Raw genomic sequence first — 19,193 nt, 5'->3', positions numbered from 1 at the left:
CAGGTTTGACAGCCTCATTACAACACTATCTGGTCATTACAGCCCTGGGCGCGGATCGCCCTGGCATCGTCAATACGATCACCCGTCACGTGAGCAGCTGCGGCTGTAATATCGAAGACAGTCGGTTGGCCATGCTGGGAGATGAATTCACTTTTATTATGCTGCTGTCCGGAACATGGAATGCGATTACGCTGATTGAGTCCACCCTACCGCTGAAAGGTGCAGAGCTGGACCTGCTAATCGTCATGAAACGCACCACCGCCAGCCCACGCCCGGCAATGCCGGCTACCGTATGGGTTCAGGTGGAAGTTCCTGATTCACCGCATATTATCGAGCGTTTTACTGCCCTGTTCGACAGCTGGGAGATGAATATTGCCGAGCTGGTGTCACGCACCCAACCGGGCTCCGATGAAGGTGCGGCGCAGTTGTTTATTCAAATTACCGCCCACAGCCCGGCTACGCAAAATGCATCAAATATTGAGCAAGCGTTCAAAGCCCTATGTACAGAATTGAAAGCGCAAGGCAGTATAAACGTGATTAATTATTCACAGCATGATGAACAGGATGGAGCTGAGTAATGAACCCACTGAAAGCCGGTGATATCGCACCGAAATTTAGTTTGCCCGATCAAGACGGCGAGCAAGTAAATTTGACCGACTTCCAGGGACAACGTGTTCTGGTCTATTTTTACCCGAAAGCGATGACCCCTGGCTGCACCGTGCAGGCATGCGGCCTTCGCGATAATATGGACGAGCTGAAAAAAGCCGGCGTTGAGGTTCTGGGTATCAGCACCGATAAACCGGAAAAACTCTCCCGCTTCTCTGAAAAAGAGCTGCTGAACTTCACCCTGCTCTCCGATGAAGATCACCAGGTCTGCGAACAGTTTGGCATCTGGGGTGAGAAAACCTTCATGGGGAAAACCTACGACGGGATTCACCGCATCAGCTTCCTGATTGACGCTGACGGCAAAATTGAACACGTCTTTGATGATTTCAAGACCAGCAACCACCATGACGTGGTGCTGGGCTGGCTGCAAGCCAACGCCTAAGACCAATCAGCAACCCGGCCAAGCGCAGCGAGGCCGGGAAGCATTGGCGTTTTCTCAGGGTCGGCGCCCGGCCACACGTCAGTCTGACGAATCCTCTTCTACCACCAGCCCATCCGGCCAGGCGTGTACGACCGCCTTAATCAACGTTGCCAGCGGAATGGCGAAGAACACGCCCCAGAACCCCCACAGGCCGCCGAAAATCACCACCGAGAGAATGATCACCAGCGGATGCAGGTTTACCGCCTCGGAGAACAGCACCGGCACCAGCAGATTGCCATCCAGCCCCTGAATAATCAGGTAGACCGCAAACAGGCTCCAGAACTCGGTCCCCAGGCCAAACTGGAACAGCGCCACGCAGACCACCGGGATGGTCACTACGAAGGCACCAATGTAGGGAATCAGTACCGACAGCCCCACCAGCACCGCCAGCAACAGCGAATAGTTGAGGCCAAACATCAGGAAGCCGAGCCAGGTGGCGATCCCCACCACAATCATCTCCAGCACCTTGCCGCGAATGTAGTTGGTGATCTGCTGGTTCATCTCTTTCCACACCTGCCCCGCTAGCCCGCGGTTACGCGGCAGCACGCGGCGTACGGCGTTGAGCATCTGCTCTTTATCCTTCACCAGGAAGAAGACCATCAGCGGTACCAGCACCAGATAGACCGCCAGGGTTAGCAGTCCTACCAGCGATGCCACCGAGTACTTCACCACCGAGTCGCCCATCGTCAACATGCGGGTACGCATGTTTTCCGCCATGGCGTCGATAATCCCCGCATCCATCAGCGCCGGATAGCGTCGCGGCAGCGTGGCGGCATAGTCGGAGAGTTTATTGAGCATGCCCGGCATATCGTGAATCAGGTTAATTCCCTGCTGCCAGGCAATTGGCATCACCACAAACGACATCAGCAGCAGTATGCCAACAAACAGCACCAGCACCACGCTGGTAGCCCAGGTACGCGACCACCCCATACGCTCCAGGCGGACGGTGGGCCATTCCAGCAGGTAGGCCAGCACCAGCGCGACCAGCAACGGCGCCAGCAGGCCGCTGAAGAAAAACAGGATGCAAAAACCGGCCACCAGAATGACCAGCAGCGCGATGGCCTCCGGGTCGCTGAATCGGCGGCGATACCATTGCATTAACATCTCGAGCATAAATCGATTCCCTGAATTGCCTATCGCTTTCATACAGAACACGAATTGTATCTAAGTGTCACAAAAAAGACTTCGCTTTTTATTTTTAACCCGCAATCTCGTGATTATCGTTTTCAACCCGTTAGCAGATAGATACACTGCCAAAGCAACCCATAATGGAACGTAACATTATGCTGTTGGTCAAAACAGGCACATCCCACATTACAGGACAGAGGTTATGTTCAGGCAGTTGAAAAAAACGCTGTTGGCATCCCTTATTGCGACACTCGCTTTCGGCCAGATTGCTCCTGCGTTTGCGGACGCAACCGATAATCTGCCGGATATGGGGACATCCGCAGGAAGCACGCTCTCCATTGGGCAGGAGATGCAGATGGGGGATTACTATGTTCGACAACTGCGCGGAAGCGCGCCGCTGATCAACGACCCGCTGTTGGTGCAGTACATCAACTCGCTCGGTATGCGGCTGGTCTCACACGCGTTTTCCGTGCGTACCCCGTTCCATTTTTATCTAATCAATAACGACGATATTAACGCCTTCGCCTTCTTCGGCGGCAACGTGGTGCTGCACTCGGCGCTGTTCCGCTACTCAGATACCGAAAGCCAGCTGGCATCGGTGATGGCGCACGAAATTTCCCACGTCACGCAACGCCACCTGGCGCGCGCAATGGAAGATCAAAAGCGCAATGCTCCGCTGACCTGGGTCGGCGCGCTCGGTTCCATTCTGCTGGCGATGGCCAGCCCGCAGGCCGGGATGGCGGCGCTGAGCGGTACCTTAGCCGGTACCCAACAGGGCATGATCAGCTTTACCCGCCAGAACGAAGAAGAGGCTGACCGCATCGGGATTCAGGTACTTCAGCGCGCCGGCTTCGACCCGCAGGCCATGCCCGCGTTTATGGAGAAACTGCTCGATCAGTCACGCTACTCCTCACGTCCGCCGGAAATGCTGTTGACCCACCCCTTACCCGAGAGCCGTCTGTCCGATGCGCGTAACCGCGCCAACCAGATGCGTCCGGTGGTGGTGCAGTCTTCCGCCGATTTCTACTTTGCTAAAGCGCGTACGCTTGGCATGTACAACAACGGGCAAAACCAGCTCGGCAGCGACCTACTCGACAGCTGGTCGAAAGGCAACGTGCGCGAACAGCACGCCGCCCAGTACGGCCGCGCGCTGCTGGCCATGGAAGCCAAAAACTACGCCGAAGCCAGCAAGCTGCTCCAGCCGCTGCTGAGCGCCGACGGCCAAAACGCCTGGTTCCTCGATCTCGCCACCGACATCGACCTGGGCCAGAACAAAACCAACGAGGCAATTAGTCGGCTGAAAAATGCCCGCGAGCTGCGCACCAACCCGGTCCTCCAGCTTAACCTGGCTAACGCCCTGTTAGAGGGCGGGCAAGCTGGCGAAGCGGCCACCATTCTTAACCGCTATACCTTTAATAACAAAGATGACACCAACGGCTGGGATCTGCTGGCCCAGGCGGAAGCGAAGCTGGGCAACCGCGACCAGGAGCTGGCCGCACGGGCCGAAAATATGGCGCTGGTCGGCAGACTCGACCAGGCAATTTCCCTGCTGAGCGCCGCCAGCGCGCAGGTGAAATTACGCAGCCTGCAGCAGGCGCGCTACGATGCGCGCATCGACCAGCTGCGAGAGCTGCAGGAACGCTTCCGCCCTTATCAGAAAATGTAACAGGAGAGACGATGACGGATTCGGTCACGATTTACCACAACCCACGCTGCTCAAAGAGCCGCGAGACCTTGAGCCTGCTGAAAGATAACGGCATTGACCCCAACGTGGTGCTCTACCTCGACACGCCGCCAGACGCCGCAACCCTGGCTAAGCTGATTAAGATGCTTGGCCTCAGCAGCGCCCGCGAGCTGATGCGGCAGAAAGAAGATCTCTACAAATCGCTGAACCTTGCCGATAGCCAGCTTAGCGAAGAGCAGCTTATCCAGGCAATGGTCGAGAACCCGAAGCTGATTGAGCGCCCTATCGTCGTCAAAAACGGCCAGGCCCGCATTGGCCGCCCGCCAGAACAGGTGCTGGAGATTGTGGGCTAATTCGCTTTAAGGCCGCAGCGCTTCCAGAAAGGCCTGCGGCGTCACATTCCCCAGCTTTTTCTGTTGTTTCCCGCCGTTGAATAACCCACACAGCCTGCACGCCAGCTCGTCCGGCGTGTAGATGCTGGCCGCCGGAATGATCTCTGCCAGCGGTGAGGTCACCGTGACCGCCTGCCGTTTTTCGCCCGAATGCATTACGCTGGCGTTTATTCCTCGCTCAGCAAGATGCTGGCGCAGCGTGGCGATATACCCATCATTCAGCCACTCGTCGCTTTTAATCTCAACAGATTGGATATCACCCGGAAACTGCGCCAGCGCCTCATCCAGCCAGTGAATCACCAGCGGTGACGACATCCCCGAGTAGATCCGCGCCGCGCACCAACCGCTTACCGGCTCCTGCGCCCACATCAGGTGATGATCGCCATCATCATCCATATGCAGCGACAGCGAGCGGTAGTGCAGGGTCAGCGTCTGCGGCCGAATGCCCGCCTTGAGCGCTTTCTTACCTTGCAGCATCTGTCCAGCCGTTTTCGGATAAGACGGCGCCAGATAACGGCTGAGCGTTGCTCGTGATAGCGGAATACCTAAACCTTCCACCACGATAAACAGCAGATCGTCCAACGGTGCGCTCAGAATTTCACGCAGGGCGTTAATCAATACAATCTGCTCTTGTCTCATCGCTTTGTGTACTACCTTTGGCGTCGTACTTCGATCTGCCGTCTGCTCGCGATTACGCCAGCGGCGAACCGTCGTCACCGAAATACCCAATTCAACTGCCAGTTCACGGTCACTTTTATGCGATTCCTGGAGATATTTGCGGATACGAGGCGTCGTCGTCGCGTTAGCGTGCAGCTTAATTTCCATGCTATTCCTTAAAAAATAAGTAACCAATCATATGAGATTTATATAGATTAAGTCGATGCATTGTGACCCGATTCACCTTTCCGCCCCCACCTTTCTCCGATAATCCCCTCGTCGTTTTCTATTACATAACACACACAATGTCCGTTAATCTTATACGGAGTTCACAATGAACAATGTTCTGGGATTTTTAGAAGATAAATTGATGCCGATTGCGGCGAAAACCGCACAGCAACGTCATCTCGGCGCCATCCGCGGCGCATATGTTTCCTTTATGCCGTTTATTATCGTCGGCTCCATCCTGCTGGTTATCTCGTCGTTCCCGAATCAGAGCTATCAGCAGTTTATGTCCAGCACTTTTGGTGCCAGCTGGAGCGCCATTATCGAGATTCCGTTTAACGCGGTCTTCTCTACCATGTCGCTGTTTATTAGCTTCCTCGTTGCCTACCGTCTGGCGGAGCACTACGGCGATGACAAAATCTCCAGCGGCATCCTCGCGCTGGTGTGCTTCCTGATCCTGACACCGTTTATTAAGGTCGCCGAGAACGGCGGTATTACCGTCATGCCGGTAGAGTGGATTGGCACCAAAGGGCTATTCGTCGCCATGATTGGTTCGCTGCTATGGACCGAGCTGTTCTGCTGGCTGAAGCGCAAAAAGCTGGTGATCAAAATGCCTGAAGGCGTACCGCCCGCGGTACAGGAATCATTTGCCGCGCTGATCCCTGCGCTGGTGGTGATGATTCTGGTGCTGGCTATCCGCATCGGCTTTGAAAACACCCACTACAACACCATTCATCAGTTTATTTACGACGTCGTCGCCACCCCGGTTCGCCACTTCGGCACCTCCTACTTCGGCGCGCTGATGACGGTATTCAGCATCACGATTCTGTGGTCGGTGGGGATCAACTCCGGCTCCATGGTCAATGGCATCATCCGTCCGCTGTGGATGGAAAACCAGACCGACAACATCGCCGCCATTCAGGCGGGCGTCACGCCGCCGCACATTATTACCGAGCAGTTCTTCGACATGATCTGGATGGGGGGCGCTGGGGCCACGCTGTCGCTGGTCATCGCGATGCTAATTTTCGCCCGCAGTAAAAACATGCGCGAAGTGGCGCGTCTGGGCGCGGGGGCTTCCATCTTTAATATCAACGAACCGGTGCTGTTTGGCCTGCCGGTGATCATGAACCCGATCATGCTGATTCCGTTCAACCTGGTACCGCTGGTGCTGGTGACCGTTCAGTATCTGGCGATGAAAATCGGTGCGGTTGCGGTCACTACCGGGGTATTTATCCCGTGGACGCTGCCGCCGGTCATCAGCGGATTTATCGTCACCGGGCATATTTCCGGCAGCGTGATGCAAATTCTTAACCTGCTGATTGGCGCGATGCTGTACCTGCCGTTTATGCGCATCGTCGACAAGCAGTACCGCAATGCGGAAATCAGTGCCGTTGAGGAATCCGGCACGTTAGCAAAACAGGAGTAACAAAGGATGTGGGGAATTATTGCAACCTGGCGCATGGCGCTGGAAGGCGTAGGCGAGTCGGCTTCCGCGCTGGCGGCTGGTAGCGCAGCAACAACGTCCGTCGTGGATGCCGTGGTCGCGGTAGAGGATTTTCCGTTCTATAAATCGGTGGGCTATGGTGGCCTGCCGACCGAGAACGGCGAGGTTGAGCTGGACGCGGCATGGATGGACGGCGACACCCTGGCCTTTGGCGCGGTGGGCAATCTGGTCGATATCGCCAACCCGGTAAAAGTGGCGCAGGCGCTGGGCCGCCAACGCTATAACTCGCTGCTGGTCGGCCAGGGCGCGCGCGAATGGGCGCTGAGCCAGGGTTTCGCCGAGAAAAAGATGCTCACCGAGCGCGCGATGCAGCACTACCGCAAGCGCTGTCGCGAAACGCTGGATAAAGGGTTAAGCCCCTACGATGGCCACGACACCGTCGGCGTGATTGCTCTCGATAAAAAAGGATCAATGAGCGTCGCCACCTCGACCAGCGGCCTGTTTATGAAAAAACGCGGGCGGATTGGCGACTCGCCGATTATCGGCTCTGGCTTCTACTGCGACAGCCAAATCGGTGCGGCTACCGCCACCGGCGTGGGCGAAGATTTAATGAAAGGCTGCACCAGCTATGAAATCGTCCGCCGTATGGAACAGGGAATGACGCCGCAGCAGGCGGCTGATTCCGTGGTTTACGAACTGGAAGATAAGCTGATGTCGCGCTTTGGCCGCGCGGGCGATCTCTCCGTGGTCTGTATGAACCGCAAAGGCGAGTTCGGCGCCGCGACCAACATCAAAACCTTCTCTTTCGTGGTCGCGACCGCTACCCAGCCGCTCACGGTGTTCCGCGCCGAGCGCGTCAAAGAGAAAACTCATTATCAACCGGTGGACGACGCCTGGATGCAGGCCTATGCCGATCGCATTCGCGCGCCCATTGAGGAGTAAACGATGATTCACTACCACTTAGTCACGGCGCTGCCCAGCGAACAGGAACAGTGTCATCTTATCACCAGACCCGACAGCCCGTTGCTCCAGCAGGATGCGCTACGCAATAACCCGCTGATTGCCGAGATGACGGCGCGCGCCTCACAGGGAAAACTGGCGGATACCTGCTTCGGCTGCGGACCATTCGCCCGTATTACGCTGGTGCCGCAAAGCGCCTGGCAGGACAATCTGACCGACTCACTGCTGGCTTTTCTGCGCCCGCTGTTTGCTTCACCAGCGTGCCGCGAGGTACTGCTGGATTGTACGCACATTCACGACACGGTACTGGCGAAAACTCTACGCTTCCTGTTTAACCAGCAGCACCGCCTGACGGATCTCGGGCTGAAAACCACGACTCAAAACGATACGCGTCTGACCCATATTCATGCCTACTGCCCGGATAGCGAACTAGCACGCCTTGAGCCCCTGTTTAAGCAACAGCAGGCTATCGCCAACGGGATGGTTGCCGCCCGTCGCCTGGCGGATATTCCCTCTGAACAGTGCACACCGCAGTTTGTGGTGGAAGAAGCTCAGCGCCTGTGTGCGGCCTTCCCTGCCCTGCGCTGTGAGGTTTTGGATGAACAAGCGATTGTCGAGCAGGGTCTGGGTCTGCTGCACGCGGTGGGTAAAGGAGCCAGCCGTCCGCCGCGTCTGCTGGCGATTCACTATGAGGGAGCGAGTTATGGCCCGGTACGCAGCTACGTCGGCAAAGGCATCACCTTCGATACCGGCGGTCTGTGGCTGAAAGACGGCGCGGGCATGTATACGATGAAATACGACATGTGCGGCGCAGCCAACGTCCTGGGGTTGATGCTAAGCATCGCCGAGCTGGCGTTACCGGTGCGGGTGATGGGCGTGCTGGTGCTGGCGGAAAACGCGATCGGTCCGGACGCCATGCAGCCGGGTAGCGTGGCGCGCGCCTGCAACGGCATGACGGTGGAGATCAACAATACCGATGCCGAAGGCCGTCTGGTGCTCTCTGACGCCATCGCCTGGGCCAGCCAGCGCCATGCACAAACGCGCTATATCATCGACTTAGCCACCCTCACCGGTGCGGTAGTCAAAGCGCTGGGCTATGAGCTGAGCGGGTTGATGACCCAGGATAAGGCACTGCGTTCAGCGTTAACCCTGGCCGGTGAACAGAGCGGTGATGAAGTGTGGTCCTTGCCGCTCGATGCGCGGTTGAAAAAGCAAACGGAGAGCGCGATTGCCGATCTGTGCAACACGCCGACCAACAACGCGGCGATCAGCGCTTCCGCCGCCTGGCTGCTGCATCACTTCTGCCCTGCAGATATTCCGTGGGCACATCTTGACGTCAGCGGGACGGCGCTGTGGCGTGAAGGCGGCAAAAGCGTGGCATCGGGCAGGCCAATTCCGCTGCTGATGCAGCATTTGCTCAACGATTTGCCCCTCAACAGTTAATCCCCCGCCCGGCCGAGCATCGCGACGCCGGGCATTTCCTTCTAATAAGCTCAGCTTAACTATCAGCTTTCTCTCCGAGCCGCACTGACATAGCGCCTAGCGCTGATAACGTTTGTCATGAACGTTCAGTTTTTATATATAACACCATGTTTTTAAAAACTATTTAAACTGAGATGACAGTTCAACTCACATCGGTAATTCTGCGTTTACACACCGAGAAAACCTGATAATAAGGAGCAAAATGAACTGGAATATTCAGAAATTCATTGTCTGCCCTGATACCGGGACCATGTATAGTCTGGCCGTCAGCGCCAAAAACCTACAGATGATCCTCTGGTGTAAAGGCGACTACTTTTTACGTCAGGGTTCGGTCATGGACAGCACACCATTTGGCATGGTCGTGAACGGGAAAGTCAGAAAAATTCAGGTGCTGCACGCGTTCCCGTATAGCCTTTCGCTGTGGGATTATTTCAAACAACGGACGCTTTGCCCCGGCAATGAAATGCCGGAGATCCGGTGCTGTCCGCGCCAGACGGTATGTGCCTTCCAGCTTTGCCCTTACGGCGCGCAGGAAACCTAGAGTTTCAGAATTTCTTTTACAAACGGGATGGTCAGCTTACGCTGGGCGGTGATGGAGGCATGATCGAGCTGATCCAATGTCTGGAATAGCGTTCGCATCTCCCTGTCCAGGCGCTTGAGCATAAAGCGGCAGACATCGTCCGGCATTTCAAAACCACGTAGACGGGCACGCAGCTGCAAGGCCTGGAGCTTGTCTTCGTCCGAGAGCGGCTGGAGCTTGTATATTTGCCCCCAATCAAGGCGCGAGGCGAGATCCGGCAGGCCCAAATTCAGCTGGCGCGGCGGACGATCGCCGGTGATCAGCAAGCGCGTATTGCCGGATTCCAGAATGCGGTTATAAAGGTTGAAGATCGCCATCTCCCACGGTTCGTCTCCCGCCACGCACTCAATATTGTCGATACAGACCAGCGAGAGCTGCTCCATTCCTTCCAGCACTTCCGGTACAAACCAGGTGCGTTTATCCAGCGGAACGTAGCCAACCGCGTCGCCGCGCTGAGAGAGTTCGGCACAAGCCGCGTGCAGCAAATGGCTGCGCCCGGCGCCTTCGCGCGCCCAGATATAGATGTATCCGCTATGTTCCTGCCGCAGCACATTTTGCAGTGCGGCAAGTAAAGAAGGGTTATCGCCCGGGAAGAAACTCGCAAAGGTTTCGTCGTCGGGAAGATAAAGTGGCAAAGAGAGCTGTGCCGGTGCGTTCAGAGGAGACCTCAACATGGGCTTACGAAAAAACGTGAAGAGTTTACCACAGAAATAACGGATGAGAGAACCGGGCGGCGATCCCGCCCGGTTTGCGGATCACGACTTCGCTTCGTCGCTGTCCGCGGCGTCCAGCACCACTTCTTCCGGGCGCAGTACGCTGATAAGTTTAAAGACCAGGCTCAGGCAGATACCCACGATCGTCGCCAGCGCCATGCCTTTCAGCTCGGCCGCGCCGATGTGTACCTTCGCGCCGCTCACGCCGATTATCAGAATAACGGAGGTCAGGATCAGGTTCTGTGCTTTGCTGTAATCCACTTTCGACTCGATCAGCACGCGGATACCGGATGCGCCGATCACCCCGTACAGCAACAGAGACACGCCGCCCATCACCGGCAGCGGGATAATCTGGATCGCCGCCGCCAGCTTGCCGACGCAGGAGAGCAGAATCGCAATAATCGCCGCGCCGCCGATAACCCAGGTGCTGTACACGCGGGTAATCGCCATCACGCCAATGTTTTCACCGTAAGTAGTGTTCGGGGTAGAACCGAAGAAACCAGAAATTACCGTCGACAGACCGTTGGCAAACATTGAGCGATGCAGGCCCGGGTCGCGAATCAGATCTTTTTTGACAATATTCGCCGTCACCACCAGGTGACCGACGTGCTCGGCAATCACCACCAGCGCCGCCGGTAAAATAGTGAAGATAGCGAACCACTCGAAGCGCGGGGTATAGAAGGTTGGCAGCGCGAACCAGTGCGCCTGCGCAATCGGCGTGGTATCCACTACGCCCATCACGAAGGACAGCGCGTAACCGACCAGCACGCCGATCAGAATCGGGATAATTGCCAGGAAGCCGCGGAACAGCACGGAGCCGAACACGGTCACGCCGAGCGTCACCAGGGAAATAATAATGGTTTTGGTATCCGCAGACTGGCCATCCGGCGGCAGCAGGCCTGCCATGTTGGCCGCTACGCCCGCCAGCTCAAGACCGATGACGGCAACGATTGCACCCATCGCCGCCGGCGGGAACATCACGTCCAGCCAGCCGGTACCCGCTTTCTTCACAATGAAAGAGACCAGGCAGAACAATACGCCGCACATAATAAAGCCGCCCAGCGCCACTTCATAACCTAACGGCAGCAGCAGCAGCACCGGAGAAATAAAGGCAAAGCTCGACCCGAGGTAGGCCGGGATTTTCCCTTTACAGATAAAGAGGTACAGCAGCGTGCCGATGCCGTTGAACAGCAGCACGGTAGCCGGGTTAATGTGGAACAGCACGGGCACCAGCACGGTTGCGCCAAACATGGCGAATAAATGCTGCAAGCTAAGCGGGATGGTCTGTAAAAGCGGTGGTCTCTCACTTACCCCAATTGCGCGGCGCGTCATTGTGTTTTCCTCTGTGTTATTAGTCTGGGTTTTTTATTCAAAAAAAAGCCGACTATCAAAGTCGGCTCTTTTTATTTTTTCGTTTACTTGGTACCAAAAATCTTATCGCCGGCATCGCCGAGGCCCGGAATAATGTATCCGTGCTCATTCAGCCCCTGGTCGATCGATGCGGTGTACAGCTCGATGTCCGGATGCGCTTTCTCCAGCGCCGCGATACCTTCCGGCGCAGCAACCAGCACCAGCACCTTAATGCTGGAGCAGCCCGCTTTTTTCAGCAGGTCGATGGTGGCGATAACGGAACCGCCGGTCGCGAGCATCGGGTCAACGATCAGCGCCATACGCTCATCAATGTTGGAAACCAGCTTCTGGAAGTACGGTACCGGCTCCAGCGTCTCTTCGTCACGGTACATACCCACCACGCTGATACGCGCGCTAGGGACGTTTTCCAGTACGCCATCCATCATACCCAAACCTGCACGCAGGATTGGCACAACGGTAATTTTCTTACCTTTGATCTGGTCGATTTCTACCGGGCCATTCCAGCCTTCGATAGTCACCTTTTCCGTTTCCAGACCGGCAGTGGCTTCATAAGTCAGCAGGCTACCGACTTCGGAGGCGAGTTCACGGAAGCGTTTGGTGCTAATGTCGTTCTCACGCATCAGGCCCAGCTTGTGTTTGACGAGTGGGTGTTTAACTTCCACAATCTTCATTCTCTTTCTCCTTTAGATGGGGCAGCCACAAAAAAAATCGCGGGATTATACCGCTTTTTTTCGGCTGCGCCATACCTATGATGATTGACCAGGATCAAGCAAAGCGGCGAATGGCGCATCTGTCAGTATAAGACAGGATAAAAATAAACCCCGGCGAGCGGGGTTTTATTTTATCTATTCAGCGAGTTAAAGCTCACTGCCGTTGGTTGCAATCACCTTTTGATACCAGGCAAAAGATTTTTTACGACTGCGCGCCAGCGTACCGTTTCCTTCGTTGTCTTTGTCGACATAGATAAAGCCGTAGCGCTTTTTCATCTCGCCGGTGCCCGCGGAAACCAGGTCGATACAGCCCCACGGCGTGTAGCCCATCAGATCCACGCCATCTTCCACGACCGCTTTTTTCATTTCCGCGATATGCGCGGAGAGATAGTCGATACGGTACTGGTCGTTCACCGTGCCGTCGCTCTCCAGCACGTCGATGGCGCCAAAGCCGTTCTCCACGATAAACAGCGGCAGCTGATAGTGATCGTAGAACCAGTTCAGCGAGTAGCGCAGACCCACCGGGTCAATCTGCCAGCCCCAGTCGGATTTCTGCACATACGGGTTGGAAACCAGGCAGGTGGTTTCGTCGTAGTCGAGCTGTGGGTTATCTTCGGTGGCCTTGGTGGCAAACGACATATAGTAGCTAAAGCCGATGTAGTCGACGCAGCCCTCAGTGAGCGCCTGACGGTCTTCCTCGGTAATATCCAGCGCAAAACCGCGACGCTCGAAGTAGTTCAGCAGATGCTGCGGATATTTACCGCGCACGTGCACGTCGGTAAACCAGTAGCGGCGATGCATGGCGTTCATGGCCATCATCATGTCGTTCGGCGCGCAGGTCAGCGGGTAGATAGGACACATGGCGATCATGCAGCCAATTTGCAGCGCCGGATTGATTTCACGCGCCGCCTTCACCGCCAGGGCGCTGGCCACCAGCTCGTAGTGTGCCGCCTGGTACATCACCGGCTCGCGATCCTCGCCCGGCTGGTACTTCAGACCAGAGTTGGTAAACGGTGCAAAATCTTCGTGGTAGTTGGCCTGGTTGTTGATTTCATTAAACGTCATCCAGTACTTCACTTTGTGCTGGTAACGGGTAAACACCACTTTGGCGAAGCGGACAAAGAATTCAATCAGCTTACGGTTGCGCCAGCCGCCGTATTCCGTGACGAGGTGATACGGCATCTCAAAGTGCGACAGCGTGATAACCGGCTCAATACCCAGCTTCAGGCACTCATCGAACAGGTCGTCATAGAACTGCAGGCCCGCTTCGTTTGGCGTCAGCTCGTCGCCGTTCGGGAAAATACGCGTCCAGGCAATAGAGGTACGGAAGCATTTATAGCCCATCTCAGCGAATAGCTTCAGATCGTCTTTATAGCGATGGTAGAAGTCGATGGCTTCATGGTTGGGGTAATTTTTCCCCGGCAGCACGCCGTCGGTAATTTCACGCGGCACGCCGTGCGCACCTGCGGTCATCACGTCCGCGACGCTTACCCCCTTGCCGCCCTCTTTCCAGCCGCCTTCCAGTTGATGTGCTGCGACCGCGCCGCCCCAGAGAAACCCAGCTTTGAATCCAGACATATCTTTCCCTCGTTAATCAGTAAGTTGTCGCTGCGAATAGTGCTGATTGAAATGGTAAACCGCGCCAATAAGCCCGGCGTCGTTGCCGTGGCTGACGGTATCGATGTAATCGGCAATGCCAAACCAGGCAAGGTGCTCGCGCATCAGCGCCAGGAAACCGGGGCGTTCAACAATGCCGCCGCCGATGAGAATCGTCTGCGGGTCGAACAGGTTCACCAGGTTATAGAGACCGGTGCCCAGGCCGTTGAAAAATTCGGCGACCAGCCGCTGACAGACGACATCACCCGCGTCGAAGCGGTCGAAAATTTCCTCGCCGGTGACCTCTTCCAGCGTTTTGCCGAGATGCTGCGCATAGCGATAACGAAGTACGCGCAGGGTACAGTTTTCGTTCATGGAATAACGGCGTACGTCGCGAGAGCCGGGGCGTGAAGTTTGCATATAGCCGAATTCGCCAGCGCGAAAACGCGCGCCGTGCACCAGCTGATTGTTGCAGAAAATGGCGCCGCCGATGCCGGTACCGATGGTCAGCACCAGAAAATCGGACAGTTCGGCCCCTTTGCCCTGCCAGCGCTCGGCCAATAGCACACAGTTAGCGTCGTTTTCGATAGCGACGGGCAGCCCGCAGCGCGCCTCCAGCCACTCTTTAATGGCAAAATGGTCGAAGCGACGAATCGCGCCGCCCATTTCGATGTAGCCGGTATGCGGGTTAACGTAGCCCGGCGCGCTGATGGCGACGCCTTCACATTCGGGATGGGCGGTAATCCAGCCTTCTATCGCCGCGAGAATCTGCTCGCCGTCGCTGTCAGTGATAGGCTGCTTCCCTTTTTCCAGCAGTTCGCCGCTGTCGGCGACTACCCCCATTTTTAAGGCCGTACCTCCAATATCAAAGGCAGCAATTTTCATTCCATTCAATCCCTTCTGGCCATTCTCAGATCGGTTACCGGGCGTTATGCAACAAAAACAGAAACCGGTTTCATTACTATGATGTGGATTCATCAGAGAGGATGCAAGGACAAGGGAGTACCCGGTTTCATTTTCGTGAGCAGTATCATATTTGACCAATTTAATGATGGAAACACGGCAAAATTCGCAGGTGAAAAATTGGGTGCAGAATAGGCTCGCAAACGTTTGCCTGGACTGATAGAATTGCGCCGATTTTTCTTGCTATCGCAAATGCGTGGAGACTTGCAGTGACCGACAAAACCTCTCTCAGCTATAAAGATGCCGGTGTTGATATTGACGCAGGAAACGCTCTGGTTGACCGTATCAAAGGGGTGGTGAAGAAAACGCGCCGTCCGGAAGTGATGGGTGGATTAGGCGGTTTCGGCGCCCTGTGCGCACTGCCACAAAAATATCGTGAACCGGTGCTGGTTTCAGGCACTGACGGCGTTGGCACGAAGTTACGTTTAGCGATGGATTTAAAACGTCATGACACCATCGGCATTGACCTGGTGGCCATGTGCGTTAACGATCTGGTGGTTCAGGGTGCCGAGCCGCTGTTCTTCCTCGACTATTACGCTACCGGCAAGCTGGACGTCGACACGGCGGCAAGCGTGATCAACGGCATCGCCGAAGGCTGCCTGCAGTCCGGCTGCGCGCTGGTCGGCGGTGAAACTGCTGAAATGCCGGGCATGTACCACGGCGAAGATTACGACGTGGCGGGTTTCTGCGTGGGCGTGGTCGAAAAATCTGAAATCATCGACGGCAGCAAAGTTGCCGACGGCGACGTGCTGATCGCGCTGGGCTCCAGCGGCCCGCACTCCAACGGCTACTCGCTGGTGCGCAAAATTGTCGAAGTCAGCGGCTGCAACCCGGACACCACGATGCTGGAAGGCAAAACCCTGGCCGATCATCTGCTGGCACCGACCCGCATTTACGTGAAATCCATTCTTGAACTGATTGCGAACGTCGACGTTCACGCGATCGCCCACCTGACCGGCGGCGGCTTCTGGGAAAACATTCCGCGCGTACTGCCGGACAACACCCAGGCGGTGATCGACGAATCCTCCTGGCAGTGGCCGGCGGTGTTCAACTGGATGCAGGATGCCGGTAACGTTAGCCGTCATGAAATGTACCGCACCTTTAACTGCGGCGTCGGCATGGTGATCGCTCTGGCGGCGGATCAGGCCGATAAAGCCATCGCCCTGATGAACGAAAAAGGTGAAAACGCGTGGAAAATCGGCTATATCAAAGCCACGGATTCCGAACAGCGTGTGGTCATCGAGTAAATGAAAAATATCGTGGTGCTGATTTCCGGCAACGGCAGCAACTTACAGGCCATTATTGATGCCTGTGAGCAGAAAAGGATTCATGGCACCATCCGGGCAGTGTTCAGCAATAAGGCCGACGCGTTCGGCCTTGAGCGGGCCCGCGCCGCAGGTATTGCCCAGCACGCGCTGTCTGCCAGCCAGTTCGCCAGCCGCGAAGCGTTCGACCGCGAATTGATGCACGAGATTGACGCCTACGCGCCGGATGTCGTGGTGCTGGCGGGTTATATGCGCATCCTGAGCGCTGAATTCGTACAGCACTATCAGGGCAAACTGCTCAACATCCACCCTTCTCTACTGCCGAAATATCCCGGGCTGAATACGCACCGTCAGGCGCTGGAGAACGGTGATGCGGAACACGGCACTTCCGTGCACTTCGTGACCGAAGAGCTGGACGGCGGACCGGTCATTTTGCAGGCCAAGGTGCCGGTTTTTGACGGTGATGACGAAGCGGAAATCACTTCGCGCGTGCAGGTTCAGGAGCATGCTATCTACCCGCTGGTGGTGGGCTGGTTTCTCGATGGCCGCCTGAAGATGCAGGATAATCACGCCTGGCTCGACGGCGTGCAACTGCCGCCTGCAGGCTACGCGGCCGAAGAGTAGTCTCATCTCGATACGCATGATAACGGGGGCCTTATGGCCCTCTTTTTTATGCCTTTCTATCAGCGCTACAGGCTCGTAGAAAGGCTAAAAAAAGCTTACATATCAAAACGGACAGCGAATATTTTCGTAGGCGAAACAGGATAACTGTCATACTAAGATGACACAGTTGGACATAACCCGGCAAAGCTAGCAATATAAACAGTGAGACGACTTTGCCGCGTCCCGTGAATTAACCGGAGTGTGAGTAGTAATGGGTCAGGAAAAACTGTACATCGAAAAAGAACTGAGCTGGTTGTCCTTCAACGAGCGCGTCCTTCAGGAAGCGGCAGATAAAAGTAACCCGCTGATTGAACGCATGCGTTTTCTGGGGATCTACTCCAACAACCTCGACGAATTTTATAAGGTCCGCTTTGCGGAGCTGAAGCGCCGCATCATTATCAGCGAAGAACAGGGCGTGACCACACATTCCCGCCACCTGCTGAGTAAAATCCAGGCTCGGGTACTGAAGGCCGACCAGGAGTTCGATGGACTGTACAACGAACTGCTGCTGGAGATGGCGCGTAACCAGATCTTCCTGATTAACGAGCGCCAGCTGTCCGTCAACCAACAGGGCTGGCTGCGCCACTACTTTAAACAACACCTGCGCCAGCACATCACGCCGATTCTGCTGAACCGTGAAACCGACCTGGTGCAGTTCCTGAAAGACGATTACACCTATCTGGCGGTGGAAATTATCCGCGGCGACGAAATCAACTACGCGCTGTTGGAAATTCCTTCTGATAAGGTACCGCGCTTCGTTAACCTGCCGCCGGAAACGCCGCGCCGCCGCAAGCCGATGATTCTGCTGGATAACATCCTGCGCTACTGCCTTGACGACATCTTCAAAGGCTTCTTCGACTACGATGCGCTCAACGCCTACTCGATGAAAATGACCCGTGACGCCGAGTACGACCTGGTGCACGAAATGGAGTCGAGCCTGATGGAGCTGATGTCCTCGAGCCTCAAGCAGCGCCTCACCGCCGAACCGGTGCGCTTTGTCTATCAGCGCGACATGCCGGATGCGATGGTCGAAATGCTGCGCAAAAAGCTGACCATTTCCCGCTACGACTCGATCGTGCCGGGCGGCCGCTACCACAACTTTAAGGACTTTATCGGCTTCCCGAACGTCGGTAAGGCCAACCTGGTCAACAAGCCGATGCCGCGCCTGCGTCACCTGTGGTTTGATAAGTTCCGCAACGGCTTTGACGCCATTCGCGAGCGCGATGTCCTGCTCTATTATCCGTACCACACCTTTGAACACGTGCTGGAACTGCTGCGTCAGGCCTCCTTCGACCCGAGCGTGCTGGCGATCAAAATCAACATCTATCGCGTGGCAAAAGACTCGCGCATCATTGATGCCATGATTCACGCCGCGCACAACGGTAAGAAAGTGACGGTGGTGGTCGAGCTACAGGCGCGCTTCGACGAAGAGGCCAACATCCACTGGGCGAAGCGGCTCACCGAAGCAGGAGTACATGTCATCTTCTCCGCGCCGGGGCTGAAAATTCACGCCAAACTGTTCCTCATCTCCCGTAAAGAAGGCGATGACGTGGTGCGCTACGCCCATATCGGCACCGGTAACTTTAACGAGAAAACCGCGCGCATTTACACCGACTACTCGCTGCTCACCGCCGATGCGCGTATCACCAACGAAGTGCGCCGGGTATTTAACTTTATTGAGAACCCCTATCGTCCGGTGAGCTTCGACTATCTGCTGGTCTCACCGCAGAACTCGCGCCGCCTGTTGTACGAGATGATCGACCGCGAAATCGCCAACGCACAGAACGGTATCGCAGCCGGGATCACCCTTAAGCTCAACAACCTGGTGGATAAAGGGTTGGTCGATCGCCTGTATGCGGCCTCCAGTTCAGGCGTGCAGGTCAACCTGCTGATCCGCGGCATGTGCTCTTTGATCCCTGAATTAGAGGGGATCAGCGAAAATATTCGTGTGATTAGCATCGTTGACCGTTTCCTTGAGCACGACAGGATCTATATTTTTGAGAACGGCGGCGATAAACGCGTTTATCTCTCCTCCGCTGACTGGATGACCCGTAATATCGACTACCGTATTGAAGTGGCGACGCCGCTGCTCGATCCGCGTCTCAAACAACGGATCCTCGATATTATCGATATTCTGTTTAGCGACACGGTGAAAGCCCGTTTTATTGATAAAGAACTGAGTAATCGCTATGTTCCGCGCGGCAACCGCCGTAAGGTCCGCTCGCAGCAGGCGATTTACGATTACATCAAATCACTTGAACAACCTGACTAAC

The 19,193-nt window shown here is 55.8% G+C and carries 18 protein-coding genes; 11 read left to right on the top strand and 7 right to left on the bottom strand.

The window, feature by feature from the left end; translation table 11 throughout:
* Nucleotides 1-5: 5 nt before the first annotated feature.
* Together ABTW00_RS06415 and bcp are read left to right on the top strand one after the other, a co-directional pair.
* Nucleotides 6-578, top strand: a complete 573-nt coding sequence (locus ABTW00_RS06415; protein ID WP_065355889.1) for a glycine cleavage system transcriptional repressor — start codon at nt 6-8, stop codon at nt 576-578.
* The gene (gene bcp / locus ABTW00_RS06410) at nt 578-1,048 is read left to right on the top strand and encodes a thioredoxin-dependent thiol peroxidase (protein WP_064543632.1); all 471 of its coding nucleotides are present in this window, start codon (nt 578-580) and stop codon (nt 1,046-1,048) included. The genes ABTW00_RS06415 and bcp overlap by 1 nt, the downstream gene beginning before the upstream one ends.
* 78 nt (nt 1,049-1,126) lie before the next feature.
* Here bcp and ABTW00_RS06405 read toward each other — a convergent pair whose 3' ends face one another.
* On the bottom strand, nt 1,127-2,200 hold the full coding sequence (locus ABTW00_RS06405) for an AI-2E family transporter (protein WP_064543630.1): 1,074 nt from the start codon (nt 2,198-2,200) through the stop codon (nt 1,127-1,129).
* A 217-nt stretch (nt 2,201-2,417) separates the two neighbouring features.
* On the opposite strand from ABTW00_RS06405, the gene bepA reads away from it, so the two are divergent.
* Nucleotides 2,418-3,881, top strand: a complete 1,464-nt coding sequence (gene bepA / locus ABTW00_RS06400; RefSeq protein ID WP_064543628.1) for a beta-barrel assembly-enhancing protease — start codon at nt 2,418-2,420, stop codon at nt 3,879-3,881.
* A gap of 11 nt (nt 3,882-3,892) precedes the next feature.
* Nucleotides 3,893-4,252, top strand: a complete 360-nt coding sequence (arsC, locus tag ABTW00_RS06395; protein WP_065355891.1) for an arsenate reductase (glutaredoxin) — start codon at nt 3,893-3,895, stop codon at nt 4,250-4,252.
* Between the two features lie 6 nt (nt 4,253-4,258).
* Here arsC and ABTW00_RS06390 read toward each other — a convergent pair whose 3' ends face one another.
* Nucleotides 4,259-5,116: an XRE family transcriptional regulator gene (locus ABTW00_RS06390; protein ID WP_433639633.1), complete on the bottom strand. Its 858-nt coding sequence runs from the start codon at nt 5,114-5,116 to the stop codon at nt 4,259-4,261.
* A gap of 166 nt (nt 5,117-5,282) precedes the next feature.
* On the opposite strand from ABTW00_RS06390, the gene celB reads away from it, so the two are divergent.
* The 4 genes from celB to ABTW00_RS06370 all read left to right on the top strand — a co-directional run bounded on the left by celB (nt 5,283) and on the right by ABTW00_RS06370 (nt 9,600).
* Nucleotides 5,283-6,599 carry a PTS cellobiose transporter subunit IIC gene (celB, locus tag ABTW00_RS06385; protein ID WP_064543622.1) on the top strand — a complete coding sequence of 439 codons (1,317 nt, stop codon included), beginning with the start codon at nt 5,283-5,285 and terminating at the stop codon, nt 6,597-6,599.
* Nucleotides 6,600-6,605: 6 nt separating this feature from the next.
* Nucleotides 6,606-7,559, top strand: coding sequence for a N(4)-(beta-N-acetylglucosaminyl)-L-asparaginase (locus tag ABTW00_RS06380; protein ID WP_163446573.1), 954 nt, complete (start codon nt 6,606-6,608; stop codon nt 7,557-7,559).
* 3 nt (nt 7,560-7,562) lie between these two features.
* Complete coding sequence (locus tag ABTW00_RS06375; protein WP_433639629.1) at nt 7,563-9,020, top strand: leucyl aminopeptidase family protein; 1,458 nt, start codon at nt 7,563-7,565, stop codon at nt 9,018-9,020.
* A 241-nt stretch (nt 9,021-9,261) separates the two neighbouring features.
* Nucleotides 9,262-9,600 carry an anti-adapter protein IraM gene (locus ABTW00_RS06370; RefSeq protein ID WP_433639626.1) on the top strand — a complete coding sequence of 113 codons (339 nt, stop codon included), beginning with the start codon at nt 9,262-9,264 and terminating at the stop codon, nt 9,598-9,600.
* On the opposite strand, the gene ABTW00_RS06365 is transcribed toward ABTW00_RS06370, so the two are convergent.
* The 5 genes from ABTW00_RS06365 to bglK form a co-directional block, all read right to left on the bottom strand.
* Nucleotides 9,597-10,298 carry a DnaA inactivator Hda gene (locus ABTW00_RS06365; protein WP_074398749.1) on the bottom strand — a complete coding sequence of 234 codons (702 nt, stop codon included), beginning with the start codon at nt 10,296-10,298 and terminating at the stop codon, nt 9,597-9,599. The two genes, ABTW00_RS06370 and ABTW00_RS06365, sit on opposite strands and share 4 nt — an antisense overlap.
* Nucleotides 10,299-10,394: 96 nt before the next feature.
* Nucleotides 10,395-11,684 (bottom strand): uracil permease, encoded by a 1,290-nt coding sequence (gene uraA, locus ABTW00_RS06360; RefSeq protein WP_064543614.1) that lies wholly within the window; start codon nt 11,682-11,684, stop codon nt 10,395-10,397.
* Between the two features lie 83 nt (nt 11,685-11,767).
* Nucleotides 11,768-12,394 carry a uracil phosphoribosyltransferase gene (gene upp, locus ABTW00_RS06355; RefSeq protein ID WP_035891452.1) on the bottom strand — a complete coding sequence of 209 codons (627 nt, stop codon included), beginning with the start codon at nt 12,392-12,394 and terminating at the stop codon, nt 11,768-11,770.
* Between the two features lie 186 nt (nt 12,395-12,580).
* On the bottom strand, nt 12,581-14,011 hold the full coding sequence (locus tag ABTW00_RS06350; protein WP_433639622.1) for a 6-phospho-beta-glucosidase: 1,431 nt from the start codon (nt 14,009-14,011) through the stop codon (nt 12,581-12,583).
* 12 nt (nt 14,012-14,023) lie between these two features.
* Nucleotides 14,024-14,914 (bottom strand): beta-glucoside kinase BglK, encoded by an 891-nt coding sequence (bglK, locus tag ABTW00_RS06345; protein WP_271447282.1) that lies wholly within the window; start codon nt 14,912-14,914, stop codon nt 14,024-14,026.
* Nucleotides 14,915-15,201: 287 nt separating this feature from the next.
* Here bglK and purM point away from each other — a divergent pair, with 287 nt between their 5' ends.
* The 3 genes from purM to ppk1 all read left to right on the top strand — a co-directional run bounded on the left by purM (nt 15,202) and on the right by ppk1 (nt 19,192).
* Nucleotides 15,202-16,239 carry a phosphoribosylformylglycinamidine cyclo-ligase gene (purM, locus tag ABTW00_RS06340; protein ID WP_065355898.1) on the top strand — a complete coding sequence of 346 codons (1,038 nt, stop codon included), beginning with the start codon at nt 15,202-15,204 and terminating at the stop codon, nt 16,237-16,239.
* Nucleotides 16,240-16,881, top strand: coding sequence for a phosphoribosylglycinamide formyltransferase (gene purN, locus ABTW00_RS06335; protein ID WP_433639619.1), 642 nt, complete (start codon nt 16,240-16,242; stop codon nt 16,879-16,881).
* A 250-nt stretch (nt 16,882-17,131) separates the two neighbouring features.
* Entirely contained in the window at nt 17,132-19,192 is a 2,061-nt protein-coding gene (ppk1, locus tag ABTW00_RS06330; protein WP_065355900.1) for a polyphosphate kinase 1, read from the top strand.
* Nucleotide 19,193: the final 1 nt, after the last annotated feature.

This window comes from Kluyvera georgiana (assembly GCF_050990895.1).
GTDB lineage: Bacteria > Pseudomonadota > Gammaproteobacteria > Enterobacterales > Enterobacteriaceae > Kluyvera > Kluyvera georgiana.
The sequence above is the reverse complement of the archived record's forward strand: the minus strand, read 5'-3'. Positions and strand labels throughout refer to the sequence as shown.

What these genes read in the sequence shown, in the direction of transcription:
- bepA (WP_064543628.1), top strand. Translation starts at nt 2,418, where the DNA reads ATGTTCAGGCAGTTGAAAAAAACGCTGTTGGCATCCCTTATTGCGACA.
- celB (WP_064543622.1), top strand. Translation starts at nt 5,283, where the DNA reads ATGAACAATGTTCTGGGATTTTTAGAAGATAAATTGATGCCGATTGCG.
- ABTW00_RS06370 (WP_433639626.1), top strand. Translation starts at nt 9,262, where the DNA reads ATGAACTGGAATATTCAGAAATTCATTGTCTGCCCTGATACCGGGACC.
- ABTW00_RS06350 (WP_433639622.1), bottom strand. Translation starts at nt 14,011, where the DNA reads ATGTCTGGATTCAAAGCTGGGTTTCTCTGGGGCGGCGCGGTCGCAGCA.
- ABTW00_RS06405 (WP_064543630.1), bottom strand. Translation starts at nt 2,200, where the DNA reads ATGCTCGAGATGTTAATGCAATGGTATCGCCGCCGATTCAGCGACCCG.
- uraA (WP_064543614.1), bottom strand. Translation starts at nt 11,684, where the DNA reads ATGACGCGCCGCGCAATTGGGGTAAGTGAGAGACCACCGCTTTTACAG.
- upp (WP_035891452.1), bottom strand. Translation starts at nt 12,394, where the DNA reads ATGAAGATTGTGGAAGTTAAACACCCACTCGTCAAACACAAGCTGGGC.
- ABTW00_RS06380 (WP_163446573.1), top strand. Translation starts at nt 6,606, where the DNA reads ATGTGGGGAATTATTGCAACCTGGCGCATGGCGCTGGAAGGCGTAGGC.
- bglK (WP_271447282.1), bottom strand. Translation starts at nt 14,914, where the DNA reads ATGAAAATTGCTGCCTTTGATATTGGAGGTACGGCCTTAAAAATGGGG.
- ABTW00_RS06375 (WP_433639629.1), top strand. Translation starts at nt 7,563, where the DNA reads ATGATTCACTACCACTTAGTCACGGCGCTGCCCAGCGAACAGGAACAG.
- purN (WP_433639619.1), top strand. Translation starts at nt 16,240, where the DNA reads ATGAAAAATATCGTGGTGCTGATTTCCGGCAACGGCAGCAACTTACAG.
- bcp (WP_064543632.1), top strand. Translation starts at nt 578, where the DNA reads ATGAACCCACTGAAAGCCGGTGATATCGCACCGAAATTTAGTTTGCCC.
- ABTW00_RS06390 (WP_433639633.1), bottom strand. Translation starts at nt 5,116, where the DNA reads ATGGAAATTAAGCTGCACGCTAACGCGACGACGACGCCTCGTATCCGC.
- arsC (WP_065355891.1), top strand. Translation starts at nt 3,893, where the DNA reads ATGACGGATTCGGTCACGATTTACCACAACCCACGCTGCTCAAAGAGC.
- ppk1 (WP_065355900.1), top strand. Translation starts at nt 17,132, where the DNA reads ATGGGTCAGGAAAAACTGTACATCGAAAAAGAACTGAGCTGGTTGTCC.